Origin of the sequence: Flavobacterium notoginsengisoli, assembly GCF_042686225.1 — a bacterium.
GTDB classification, from domain to species: Bacteria; Bacteroidota; Bacteroidia; order Flavobacteriales; family Flavobacteriaceae; genus Flavobacterium; species Flavobacterium notoginsengisoli.
The window spans coordinates 109,399-123,264 of the sequence record NZ_JBHUOT010000002.1 but is presented as its reverse complement, the minus strand read 5'-3'; the positions used below and the strand labels follow the sequence as shown (position 1 = coordinate 123,264).

General features: G+C 31.3%; 10 protein-coding genes. All 10 read right to left on the bottom strand.

The features are described from left to right. Position 1: 1 nt before the first annotated feature. The 10 genes from ACFS3A_RS05805 to ACFS3A_RS05760 all read right to left on the bottom strand — a co-directional run bounded on the left by ACFS3A_RS05805 (position 2) and on the right by ACFS3A_RS05760 (position 13,864). Positions 2-1,189, bottom strand: a complete 1,188-nt coding sequence (locus tag ACFS3A_RS05805; RefSeq protein WP_379824475.1) for a UDP-N-acetylglucosamine 4,6-dehydratase — start codon at positions 1,187-1,189, stop codon at positions 2-4. A 38-nt stretch (positions 1,190-1,227) separates the two neighbouring features. Then, a complete protein-coding gene (locus ACFS3A_RS05800) occupies positions 1,228-2,298 on the bottom strand; it encodes a Wzz/FepE/Etk N-terminal domain-containing protein (protein ID WP_379824474.1) in 1,071 nt (356 codons plus the stop codon). A 9-nt stretch (positions 2,299-2,307) separates the two neighbouring features. Further along, on the bottom strand, positions 2,308-4,743 hold the full coding sequence (locus tag ACFS3A_RS05795) for an SLBB domain-containing protein (RefSeq protein ID WP_379824473.1): 2,436 nt from the start codon (positions 4,741-4,743) through the stop codon (positions 2,308-2,310). A gap of 48 nt (positions 4,744-4,791) precedes the next feature. Further along, the gene (gene rfbB, locus ACFS3A_RS05790) at positions 4,792-5,838 is read right to left on the bottom strand and encodes a dTDP-glucose 4,6-dehydratase (protein WP_379824472.1); all 1,047 of its coding nucleotides are present in this window, start codon (positions 5,836-5,838) and stop codon (positions 4,792-4,794) included. A 12-nt stretch (positions 5,839-5,850) separates the two neighbouring features. Further along, positions 5,851-6,858, bottom strand: coding sequence for a mannose-1-phosphate guanylyltransferase (locus tag ACFS3A_RS05785; protein ID WP_379824471.1), 1,008 nt, complete (start codon positions 6,856-6,858; stop codon positions 5,851-5,853). Between the two features lie 33 nt (positions 6,859-6,891). Further along, positions 6,892-8,181: a nucleotide sugar dehydrogenase gene (locus ACFS3A_RS05780; RefSeq protein ID WP_379824470.1), complete on the bottom strand. Its 1,290-nt coding sequence runs from the start codon at positions 8,179-8,181 to the stop codon at positions 6,892-6,894. Between the two features lie 281 nt (positions 8,182-8,462). Then, positions 8,463-8,927, bottom strand: coding sequence for a UpxY family transcription antiterminator (locus tag ACFS3A_RS05775; protein ID WP_379824469.1), 465 nt, complete (start codon positions 8,925-8,927; stop codon positions 8,463-8,465). Between the two features lie 76 nt (positions 8,928-9,003). Further along, a complete protein-coding gene (locus ACFS3A_RS05770) occupies positions 9,004-10,395 on the bottom strand; it encodes a UDP-glucose 6-dehydrogenase (protein ID WP_379824468.1) in 1,392 nt (463 codons plus the stop codon). A 27-nt stretch (positions 10,396-10,422) separates the two neighbouring features. Further along, entirely contained in the window at positions 10,423-11,406 is a 984-nt protein-coding gene (locus ACFS3A_RS05765; protein ID WP_379824467.1) for an SDR family oxidoreductase, read from the bottom strand. Positions 11,407-11,416: 10 nt separating this feature from the next. After that, positions 11,417-13,864: a polysaccharide biosynthesis tyrosine autokinase gene (locus ACFS3A_RS05760; RefSeq protein WP_379824466.1), complete on the bottom strand. Its 2,448-nt coding sequence runs from the start codon at positions 13,862-13,864 to the stop codon at positions 11,417-11,419. Between the last annotated feature and the right edge of the window lie 2 nt (positions 13,865-13,866).

Here is a 13,866-nt window from a genome sequence, read left to right as displayed (position 1 = left end):
ATTACATTTTTGAATCTAAATATTTACCGGTTTCTTTATGTCCGAAATTAGGTATCATAGTGTGGAATAGATTCACTATTTCTTCCTTTTTCCAAGTTTTATTGAATCTCATTTCAGCAATTTTTTCTGAAAAATTCTCTAGTTTATCTTGTTCAAAAATAGCATCATTTTTAATAACACCTAAATTTTCAAAACGTTTCATATCTAGTATTTCATTTTCAGTAAAAAACTCCTCAAAATCTTTTTCACCAGTAGTATCACTAGCAGTAAACAAACATGGCCATTTTTTCTCTCTAATTAGCGCTTCAGATTTATCTCTGGCTTCTTCTTCGGAAGCACAAGGATAAGCCTCGTATCCCAATTCTGCTAAATATTTAACTGCAATATCTGCAAATGTGATTAAATGCAAATTTTCACTTAATTTAGGAAAGAAAACATCTCTATTCTCTCCAAAAATACAAGACATTAAACAAAGTTCTCCAGATTCTTTAGGTGTAACAAAATATCTTTTGATATCGTTTGGTGCTACAATGGGTTGCTTTTTTATTAATCGTTGATTAAATCCATGTAATAATGAACCATCTGAAAAAGCAACATTTGCAAAACGAGCTGTTGAAATTTTAATTTTCTCGCTTTTGCGCATTAAATACATTTCCATGATTCTTTTTGAAGCTCCCATCATATTAACAGGATTGGCCGCCTTATCTGTAGAAACACAAAAATACTTTTTTGTACCATTTTCTATTGAATGCTGTAATGTTTTTTCAGTATTAAAAATATTAACATCAATCATTCGCATCAAGGTAAAAGGGTCTTTTTCACTCCTGACATGTTTCAAAGCCGATAAATTTAAAACATAATCGTATTGCCCATCTGATTTAATAAAGGCATCATATTCAATTGAGCCAATATCTAAAGCAAATGTTTGAAAATCTCCATCAATATAGCCAAAAGAGCTTCTAATATCTCTTACAAGCTCTACCATATTATTTTCGCTAATATCAACAACATGCAATTTAGCAGGATTTCTTTTGAATATTTCTTTCGTTACAGCTTGACCAATTGATCCTGCACCGCCAATCACTAAAAATGAAGAAGTACTAATTATATTTTTTAGTTCAGCTTCATTTGTCAAAATGTCTTTTTCAAATATTTGTTCTTCTCTTCCTATTAATTTAAGAATATTCATTACAAAATTTCAGTTTTAAAATTAAAAATAGCAAAAAACTATGCCGCCAAATCTTTTAACAATCTTTTCCCAATTAAAAACAAGACAGTTAAAAATCCTAGAATAAACCCTCCCAAAATTAATCCTTTTAACTTGCCAAAATGTTCTTTTTTCAATGGCAAAATTGGTGGATCAATGACCTGTATTAAAGGAGTTTCTTTTCGCAAAGTCACTTTAGCCAACTCACTTTGTTTTACCAGTTCCGCAAGTATAGCGGTATTCGCCTGAACATCTACCTGTCTCCTAACAGAAGGTGCTCTTCTAACATTAAGAGCTGGATTCAAATTAAAGGTATTGTCATTAGCAACAGCTACACCAGTAATCGCTCCGTTTAGTTCAGCACGCACAGAGTCTACCTGATGTTCTAAAATTTTCATATTATTTCGTGCTTTTTTACTTTTGGTATCAACATAGAATTTACTGACTTGTTTGGCAAGAGCCTGACAGAAATAAAGAGAAAATAATTCGTTGTTAGAAACCACATCTATTGATGTAATGGCAACTTCTTTATCTTTTTGCTTCACAGATAAAGAAGATTTAGAAAGATTTTGATAAATAGTTCCCAAAATACTATCATGTACCCTTGTAAAATATTTGCGATTTACATCTGGTAAAAACTCAATATTTTTTAATTTAGGATTATCATTCCAAGCCTCTCTCCATTTATTGTTCTGAATGTACATTTCAGCTAAAGAAATTACTTTTCCATTTACATTAACTGGTGTCATTAAGGTTTGCTCTACCATTGAACGTGACTTAAATAATTCTGTCAAATTCGAACCTGAAAACATACTTCCTCCACCGCCTCCTACATCAATTCCGAAAGAACTTGCTAAACCCAATGCTCCACCTAAACCACCACCAGATTTCTCATCCTCTAAAGCAAAGGTTAAAGTTGCCGTATAGATTGGTTTTTTGGTGAACGAATATAACATTCCCAAAGTGGCTCCAATTATACCTGCTAAAACAATAATTTTCCATTGAGTTAATAAGTAAGAATACCACTCTTTAATTTTTTTCAATAGATCTTTTAACGAAATTTCATCGTTTTCAATAGTTCTTTTTTCCATTTGAAAGTATTATTTATTAAAAGCAGTAATAATTAATAATGCTAAACTAGAAATAACACTACCTATACCCACCCATTCTCCTGCAGTCATTTTCTTTCTTTCTGGTTTTTCCGGAACTACTATTTGTGAATCTGGTTCTACTTTAGGATAGGATTTAAAAAATAAGAATGAAGTTGTTACATCAGCCTTTCCATTTGGGTAGATTATATATGCTTTTCTCTTCCATCCCTTACTATCAACTCCACCAACTGCATTAATATAATATTTAAACCCTTTACCGTTTCTATAAGGTATTTCAGAAGTTAGCAAAACATTTCCAGTTACTTTAACACCTTCATTATAAACTGCAACTTCAATTTCGTCTCCTGGAAATAAAGTAACGTTAGAAAAGTGATTTTTATCTTTTACAATTTTTTCCCAGTTTACAGGAATCGTTGCAAATTTTAAATCTTCTTTTAATTTTTTTGCTAGCTTACCTCTTAGACTATCATTTTTAGAAATATTTAAATCAATCCTTTCTAATGTCTCTATTTGCTCCTCTTTTATAGGTCTTTTAATCTTCATCCCATCCAGATTCGCAATGGAAGTTAATCCTCCTGCCCTCATCACAACATTGTAAACAGTCTCTTTTTTATTAGCTAAAACATATTTTCCCGGATATCCAACAGCTCCACTAACAGTCACCATTTCGGGTTTTTCATAAACTGCCATTCTGCGGATATTTATAACATCAAAAGGTTTTAGCACAAAGTTTTTTATTTGCTCATTATTATCTGCCTTAATTTCGAGTTCTACCAATTCGATACGTTTTGGATCTGCATCATCTATTGCATCAGATTTAACCATTCGGGCTATCTCAACTCGCTTAGAAGCAGAACCAGTTAATCCGCCTACCTGAACTACTAAATCATTTAATGTTAAATTTTCAAAATAATCATATACTCCAGGATTTTTAACTTCTCCATCAATTGTTACTTTGTACTCTTCTCTAAAATCTAAAATAGAATAAACAGTAATAATATCTTCTCTTTTTAATTCAATATCTGCATTTAAATCACCTGATAAAGCAGCGCCTAAATCTACATTAACAATTTCAGTAGTTAAATCTGTTTTTAAACGAATAATTCTTGCTCTTTTACTGTAAGCATCTTCTTTTAATCCTTCTGCTCTCGTTATTAGGTCCGAAATTCTCATTCCTTCATTAAACGAATAATAATCAGGTCTGAAAACAGCTCCTTCAATTTTAATACGGTTTTCAAAACGATTTAATATTTTAGTTACTTTGAAGACATCCCCAGATTGTGGAAGATAAGAGTTGTATTCACTTTCATTTATATCATGAACTTTAAATTCCTTTCCAGTCTTTTGTACCACATTTACGGAAGCAGTATATGCAAACTCATTAAATCCAGAGGCAAAATTCAATAAGTCAGAGAATTTTTCTCCTTTTCTCATTTCAAAAATACCTGGTCGTTTTACTTCACCTTCAACAGTAACTCTTTGGGTATAGGCAGGAATTCGAATAACATCATTTTCTTTTAAACTAACATTATCAGATTGATCTCCTTTTACTAAAAAACGATATATATCAATATTTCTAAAAACTTTATTGTTTCTTATTAATTCTATATTTCTGTAACTTCCATTTTTTCCTGGCCCACCTGCTAAGTGTAAGGCATTATAAACAGTAGACAGAGATGAAATTGAATAATTACCGGGTTGTTTTCCTCCTACAATTGTAATTTTAATTGTTCTTATTTGACTTAAACTTACACTAACCTGAGATTGTCCGGAACGAACCGTACTATAAACTTTTGAGATAGCTGCCTTTATTTTTTGTGATGCAGCTTCTATTGACATTCCAGACACAGCAATTTGCCCAACGTAATCAATTGAAATTTTTCCTTCTACACTTACAGTTAGACTGGCATTATATTCCTGAACACCATAAATACTGATTTGCAATTCATCACCTGGACCCAAAACATAATTCATGGGAGTTGCTAATTTTAAATCTGGCTCAAAATTTAAAGTGGGATTATCAAATAATTCTGAGCCAAAAATTAAAGAATTAGCAGAGTCTTTAACTTTTTCATTTACTATTTTTTCCTGCTTTCTTCCACCACCTAAATCAGTATCTCCTTTTTTAGTCCCAATATCTTTTTTAGAATCTTTTAAATTCCTCTTTTCGTATTCATTAAGTTTTACTCTTAATTTATTGAACTCCGTTTGACTCATTCCTTTAGAAATAGCCATTGGCTCAACCTGATCAATAGTTGTATTATTACTCTTTAACTGACCACTAACTTTTGCCAGATCATCATCTGACAAATAATCCACTTTCACTGTACTTAAGTCTTTCCCTTTAAGTATATCCTGAGCATTTACATGAAATGAAACTAGCAATGCAAAAAATAAAGTAAGAACGTATGTTATTTTTTTCATATTAAGGCAAAATTATCTTAAGAAAATTTACTTTATATTTCTTGTTTTTTATGAATATTGTTTTTTATAATAATCTTTATAGGCTCCTGAAGTTACATTTTGAAGCCACTCTTGATTATTCAAATACCAATTGATAGTTTTTTCTAATCCCTCCTCAAAAGTAACTGAAGGTTTCCATCCTAATTCTTTATTAATCTTTGAAGCATCAATCGCATAACGCAAATCATGACCAGGTCTATCTTTTACATATGTAATTAAATTTTGAGAATCACCTTTAGACCTTCCTAATTTTTCATCCATAATATTACATAAAAGCTTTACCAAATCAATATTTTTCCATTCATTAAAACCTCCAATGTTGTAAGTTTCATGATTTTTTCCTTCATGAAAAACTAAGTCAATAGCTATCGCATGATCTTCAACAAACAACCAGTCACGAGTATAATTACCATCTCCATAAACAGGCAAAGGCTTATTATTGATAATATTGTTAATGAAAAGCGGAATCAATTTTTCAGGAAAATGATAAGAACCATAATTATTTGAACAATTTGTTAAAACATATGGCAATCCATAAGTTTCTCCATAAGCACGTACAAAATGATCTGAACTTGCTTTAGAAGCCGAATAAGGAGAGTTGGGATCGTAAGATGTAGTTTCTGTAAAAAGTCCTTCAGCTCCTAAAGAACCATACACCTCATCTGTACTTATATGATAGAATCTTTTTCCTTCAAAATTTCCTTTCCAGTGATTTTTTGCAGCATTTAGTAAATTCATTGTTCCAATAACATTTGTTTTTACAAATGCTAAAGGATCTTCTATTGAGCGATCAACATGAGATTCTGCTGCTAAATGTAAAACTCCGTCAAAACTATGAATTGAAAAAAGCTCATTAATAAAAATCTCATCAACAATATCCCCTTTTACAAAAGTATAATTTGATTTATTTTCAATATCTTTTATATTCTCCAAATTCCCTGCGTAAGTTAATGCATCCAAATTAAAAATTTGGTATTCTGGATATTTATTTACAAAACGTCTTACAACATGAGAACCTATAAACCCTGCACCACCAGTAATAAGTATTTTTTTCATTTTAAATTTCTATTAATTTAATAAATCTGAATTTTGTTTTTCCAATTCGTTATATATATCTTTCACATCTTGTGAGCTTTCTTTCTGCAAAATGAGATTTGCATCATTAGTATGAACAAATATTGTATTTTTTAGCCCTAAAAAAGTTGTATAATCTTCACATCCAATAACCATATTTCCATTATTATCAGTAGGATGTCCTTTTGAAACCAAATATTCATACACCGATTCAAAAGATCCCAAATCAGACCATGAGAAAGAAGCTGGAACTACTTTTATTTTTTTACTTCTCTCCATCACTGCATAATCAATACTAATAGAAGGGATTTCCAAAGATGCATTCAAATCTAAAAATCCTTTTTGAGAAGATTCCCAAACTAATTTTGATTTTTCATAAACATCTGGCTGAAATTGTTTTAATTCCTCTAAAAGAACACCAGCTTTAAAACAAAACATGCCACTATTCCATAAAAAATTACCTCTTGCTATAAACTCTTTTGCAGTGGTTTCATTAGGTTTTTCACGAAACGAAAGAACTTTGTCTCCTTTTGATTCAATATAACCGTATCCTGTTTCTGGTTTAGTTGGTATTATTCCAAATGTTACTATATAACCTTCTTTTGCTTTTGAAATAGCTTCCTGAATGGCAATATTATAATCTTCCTCTTTATCAATAATATGATCCGAAGGAGTGACAATTAATATGTCATCTGAATTAGAGGCAAACGCTGCAAATGCAATCGCTGCTGCAGTATTTCTAGGAGTTGCCTCTACAATATTTAAGTATGCTGTTTGGGTTTTATCCATAACTTTTCCACTCAAATGATGATTATCAACATTTCCAACAACCATTACTTTATCTGCTAAATGAGTATTTCGTTCAACAGTCATTTCGAATAAAGATTTCCCTTCAAATATTTCCAGATATTGTTTAGGCTGGCTTTTACGAGAAAGAGGCCATAATCTGCTACCAACACCTCCGGTTAAAATTACATGTATAATTGAATTATTCTTTTCCATATTTTTCTAAAATTTAAAAAGAGTTTTAATATGCTATAGTCTATTATCAGCTATAGCTCCTAAAACCCCTTTTACATCATATAATAAACTATTTGATTTTTGCAAAGTAGCAAAATCTAATTCTAAAAACTCTGTATGAGATACTCCTAGAACTATGGCATCAAATTTATTATCTGGAATAGAGTCTAATGTTATTAAATTATATTCTTTTCTTACATCATGTGCATTTGCAAGCGGATCAAATATGGTTACTAAAATTCCATAATCTTTTAAAGCTCTTATTACATCCACAATTTTAGTATTTCTAACGTCAGGGCAGTTTTCTTTAAAAGTAATTCCAAGCATTAGCAATTCAGCGCCATTTACTGAAATACCTTTTTTAATCATCAACTTCACGATTTGTGAGGCCACATATTCTCCCATACTGTCATTCAAACGTCTTCCAGCTAATATTATTTCGGGGTGATATCCAAATTCTTGTGCTCTCTGCGCTAAATAATAAGGATCTACTCCTATACAATGACCACCAACAAGACCCGGTTTAAATGGTAAAAAGTTCCATTTAGTAGCTGCTGCTGTCAATACTTCCTGAGTATCAATATTCATTAAATTGAATATTTTAGCTAATTCATTTACAAAAGCAATATTGATATCACGTTGTGAATTCTCAATAACTTTTGCTGCTTCTGCAACTTTTATCGTTGGAGCTAAATGTGTTCCAGCGGTAATAACTGATTTATATAATTCATCTACTTTTAATCCAATTTCAGGAGTTGAGCCAGAAGTAACTTTTAATATCTTTTCAACTGTATGTTCTTTATCCCCAGGATTTATTCGTTCAGGAGAATAACCCGCGAAAAAATCTTCATTAAATTTCAAACCTGAAACCTTCTCTAAAACGGGAACACACTGTTCCTCAGTAACTCCGGGATATACAGTAGATTCGTAAACAACAATATCTCCTTTTTTCAACACCTTGCCAACCGTTTCACTAGATTTATACAAAGGTGTTAAATCTGGTCTGTTATTTCTATCAACTGGTGTAGGAACGGTAACTATATAAAAATTACAACTTTCAATATCATTTATTGAGGTTGTACAATATAATCCCCTAACTTCATCATGATTTTGAACTAAAACCTTTTGTAAAACATCGTCTTCAACTTCCAGAGTTGTATCTGTTCCCGATTTTAGAGAATTTACTCTTGATTCGTTTATATCAAAACCAACAACTGAATATTTTGTTGCAAATAATCGCGCCAGAGGCAAGCCAACATAGCCTAAACCAATAACTGCAATTTTAACATTATTTTTTAATTCCATTTTTCTAATTTATTTAGGTCATTACAATTCACGGCTTCGCCGTTCCAAGTCCCAATATTTGGTCTCAGCTACCTAAATTAATCATTTTCGGCAAATATAGTATAATAACTCTAGTTATTCAATACGGTTTCCCGTAATACTTAAAAACAAATTGTTAATAAAAAAGCACTCTAACACAACACCTTATTAATCAGGATGTAAATAATTACGTTATAAAAAAAACAGAAGAAAAAAACCTAAAAAAGATTTCCTCTCCTGTTAATTTTAACTTGATAACGCTATTATTTATATTTTATTTTCAAAATACAGCCTAAAGTTTCTAAAACTAATATGTAATAATTATTTGAAACCTCTTGTACAATTGCATTCTGATTAGTAAAAGCTCCTGATTCTAATTTTATTTTGTCTCCCACCTGAATTTCAGAAACTGACACATCACTAATGTTGGGTGCTTTAATACTTGTTTTTATAATTTCAATTTCCTGATCTTTTACAATGGCTGGTTTTCCTAACCAAAATAAATATCTGACGACTCCCGCAACCTGAAAAACTGAATTTCTTTCAGAATCTGCTAACTGAACAAAAACATAGGAATTAAAAAGTGGCACTTCTATTTTCTTTTTTCTGTCAGACCATTGTTTCACCTGTGTAATCAATGGACAATAGCATTCAATTCCAGCTTGTTTAAGTTTATCAGCAACTTTTTTTTCCCACTTCGGTTTTGTATAAACTACGTACCAATTCATTTTTTTTATTTATAACGAAGTAAAACTAATCACTACTTCACAATTTCACCTCATTTCACTTCACTAAAAACAAACATCAAGAACCTATTCCATTGTAAACAAAACCAATTGCTTCTAATTGTTTTGCGTTTAAAATATTCCTTCCATCAAAAACAAAGGCTGGTTTATGCATAGAATCGTAAATTTTCTGCCAATCATAAGTTGTAAATTCATCCCACTCGGTTAAAACAGCAACAGCATGCGCTCCATTACATGCTTCATAAGCACTTTCGAACACATTTAAAGATTTATTATTATCTTCTTCACTTCTTGTTTCGAGATAATTTAAATCTGCGAGCATCTTGGTTCTTGGAACCTTTGGGTCATAAATTGAAATTTTAGCTTGTTCATTAATCAAATCATCTGCTACATAAATTGCTGCTGATTCTCTTGTGTCATTTGTATCTTTTTTGAAAGCCCAGCCTAAAAAAGCTATTTTCTTATCAGCTACAGTATTATATAAAGTTTGAACAATCTTATTTGAGAATCTTCTTTTCTGATGATCATTCATTATAATAACCTGCTCCCAATAATCTGCAACTTCATTCAATCCATATGACTTTGCAATATAAACCAAATTTAAAATATCTTTCTGAAAGCACGAACCACCAAATCCTACAGATGCTTTTAAAAATTTTGGCCCAATTCTACTGTCCATTCCAATTGCTCTGGCCACTTCATTTACATCTGCACCTGTTTTTTCACATAATTCAGACATTGCATTAATGGATGAAATACGTTGAGCTAAAAATGCATTTGCTGTAAGTTTAGATAATTCTGAAGACCAAACATTTGTTGTCAAAATTTTATCTCTACTAACCCAATTTGCATAAACATCAACTAGTGCATCAATCGCTTCTTCCCCTTCAGGAGTTGTATCTCCACCAATTAAAATTCTATCAGGATTTAACAAATCTGTAACTGCGGTCCCTTCTGCTAAAAATTCGGGATTTGATAAAATTTGAAACTGAACTCCATTACCTGTATTATCTAAAATACTTTTTATCGCCTCCGCAGTTCTAACTGGCAAAGTAGATTTCTCTACTACAATTTTATTCTGCTTTGCAACTCTTGCAATTTGTCTTGCGCATAGTTCTATATATTTTAAATCGGCCGCCATTCCTTTTCCTTTTCCATAAGTTTTAGTTGGCGTATTGACTGAAATAAATATCATTTGAGCTTCGTCTATAGCTTTATCAACATTGGTCGAAAAGAATAAATTTCTCTCTCTTGCTTCTGCTACAATTTCAGAAAGTCCAGGCTCGTAAATTGGGATATTTTCCGGATTAGGATCATTCCAATCTGCAATTCTTTGTACGTTTAAATCTACAACTGTAACCTGAATATCCGGGCATTTTTGAGCAATAACTGCCATTGTTGGCCCACCAACATATCCTGCACCTATGCAGCAAATTTTTGTAATTTTCATTGATCTATTATTATGCTTGATCTTTATTTATTTTAAATTATTCCAGTACCATTCAACAGCTTCTTTCAACCCATCTTGTAAAGAATATTTTGGATTATATCCCAGTAGTGATTTCGCTTTTTCAATACTTGCTAATGAATGAGGAATATCACCTGCTCTGTTTTCTCCATAAATTACAGGAACATCTTTTATTTTTACATCGAATTCAGACAAATATTCTTTTAAATATTTCACTAAATCATTTAGCGTATTTCTATCTCCAAATGCAGTATTGTAAATTGAGTTAACAGCTTCAATATTTTGTGTAGTCATTGCTAATTCATTCATATGAATCACATTGTCTATATATGTAAAGTCTCGTGAATAATTCCCATCTCCATTAATTACAGGACTTTCATGATTCATAAATTGCTTTACGAATTTCGGAATAACTGCTGCATAAGCTCCATTTGGATCTTGCTTTCTTCCAAAAACATTAAAATAACGTAATCCAATTGTTTCCAATCCGTACGTTTTGCTAAAAATTTCGGCATACAATTCATTCACATATTTAGTAATCGCATAAGGAGACAGTGGCTTTCCAATAACTTCTTCTACCTTAGGTAATCCTTGTGAATCTCCATATGTTGACGAACTGGCAGCATAAACGAAACGTTTTACCTTTGCATCACGAGCCGCTGTAAGCATATTGAGAAAACCGGAAACATTTACATCATTTGTAGTAATTGGATCTTTTATTGATCTTGGGACTGAACCTAAAGCAGCTTGATGCAAAACATAATTTACTCCTTTAACCGCCAAAATACAGTCCTCCAGATTTCGGATATCTCCTTCAATCAATTTAAAATCAGGATTACCCAAAAAATCTTTTAAATTATGACGATGCCCTGTCGAAAAATTATCTAAACAAACAACTTTATACCCTGACACTAAAAAATACTCCGTAAGATTTGAACCTATAAATCCAGCACCGCCAGTAATTAAAATTGTTTTTTCTGTTGAGTTCTCCATTTACAAAATTTTAGCTTTTTCTAAATCTATTTAAAAGTTCTTTCCAAAAACCAAGCTTCACTTCTTCGTCATGATAACCATTTGAATAAGCCCCATAACCATATCCGTAACCATAAGTTCCACCATACTTCGCTTTGTTTTCATAACCGTTTAAAACTATACTAACATTACTTACTTCACCACGTTTTACTCTATTATTTAACAACGTTATCATATCTTTTTTGGTATAATTCTGTCTCACTATATAAAGTATAACATCCGAAAATTGAACTAATTCTAAAGAATCCGCAACCAAACCTACTGGTGGTGTATCCAGAATAATGTAATCATACTTCAGTTTTAATTCATCAATCAGTTCTTTCATTGCATCACTTAAAATAAGCTCTGACGGATTTGGAGGAATGGGTCCAGAAAGTATCACATCTAAATTTGGAACTGGTGTTGAATTAGTAATTTCTTCCAGGTTATTTTGTTTTATCAGGTAATTAACAACACCTAAAGAAGTTGTCAATTGAAATTCATCAGCTAATCTTGGCTTTCTTAAATCCAAACCAACAATTACAGTTTTCTTTTCACTTAAAGCAAAAACTGTCGCAATATTTATAGAACAGAATGTTTTTCCCTCACCACTTATTGAAGAAGTTATCATTAATGTTTTAGAACCATTCACTTGTTGCTTTTTATACAAAAACTGAAGAGAAGAACGAAGCCCTCTAAAAGCTTCTGAAAGAGCTGATTTAGGCTTATCAAATACAGCCAAATTTAGAGAGTCTTTATTTACTCCAATCACTCCCAGCAATGGTATTTGAGTCAATTTGCTAATATCATCAGTGTTCTGTATAGAATTATTTATAAAGAAAATCCCAAAAACAAACAATAGAGGAATTAAAATTCCTAAAAACAGAGCCATTACATAATTAACTGATGTTTTAGGACCTATTAAACCTCCTCCAATATCCTTTGCAGGGTCAATAAAATGAATATCAGACAAATTGGATGCCTTTACTATTTCTGCTTCATTTCTTTTCTGTAAAAAAGTTGTGTATATATTATCATTTAAATCGTACTTCCTTTTAATTTTCAACAACTCCTGTTGCTCAGCAGGAAGATTACGAACTGTGCTTTCTGCCTGACCAATTTTAGCATTTACCAGTGACAAATCATATAGAAGCGAAGATTTTGCGGTTGTAATGTTCTCCTGAAGAACATTTTTTACGGCCTCCATTTGATTGTCAAAATCTTTAAAAATTTTTTCACTTTTTACTGCATAAGCCATTTCAGATCTCTGAGTAGAAAGCGCAATTAGTTTTGAAACATTTGCAACAATATTTGGATCTTCTATGCCTGCTACTGAGGGAGCTGGCAACCTTGAATAATCCCCACTACTATTTAGATATGATTTTAATGAATTATAATAGGCTATTTTTCGGGTTATTTGATCTTTTTCAACGTCAAAATTCATTATTTTATCTGAAACTTTAGCACCACCGTCTTCTATCTGGAAAATATTTTTGTCCTTCTGAAAAGATTTTAATTCATTTCCCGTCTGCTTTAACTGAGATTCCATCGCAACCAGAGTACTGTCAATAAATCGAATAGTATTTGTTGCAAATTGATTTTTACCATCCAGTTGTATTTTAATAAGCATTTTGACGGTAGCATTCAAATAATCAACCATTCTTGCTTTATTGGTACCCTGAAGGGACAAAATTAATATAGAGTTGCTTCCTTTATCAGATTCCACATTTATTCCTCTATATCTGGATACAGTTCCATTAAAATTATTGAATTTCACAAAGTATTCTTTTCCTTTATAAAAACCCGGATTATCATTTATTTGAAGTTCCCAGTTTAAAAAAGGAAGATTAACATGCTCGCCAACTTTATACTTTTTTATAAAACTCCCTAATTGCACAGAAGTTTTACTGTTACTATTCGTATTATAATTAATTAACGAAACAGAGTTACTTTCAAAAGGAATTTCAATTTGATATAAATTCTCACTTAAAAACTTAATTTTTATCAATGTATTGGCTAGCTGCCCTTTTGTATTATCAATATCAACATAAAACGGAACTGCTCCATATGAATCAATCAAGTTATACTTTCCCTGTTCTAAATAATCAATATAAAATTGCAGTTTATCAACCACTAATTCATTATGGGATCTTGACTTTAGAATTGTAGAAATTCCATTTACCTGATCTGACACTCCTCCCCAATTAAAAACCAAGCTCGTATTAGATGTAAAAAAAGGATTATTTTGTTCTTTTATAGAAACCATAGTCTGCATTCCATAAATTTTTTCCTTACGAATATTGACTTGGTAAGCAATTGTAAATGCAATAATTAAGCTAACCAGAAACCACTTCCAATAACTGGCAATTTTTAGTAAAAAGCCTCTAAAATCAAAATTGGAATGATTTTCAAAAATGGAAAAATCTTTAATATCTAACATTC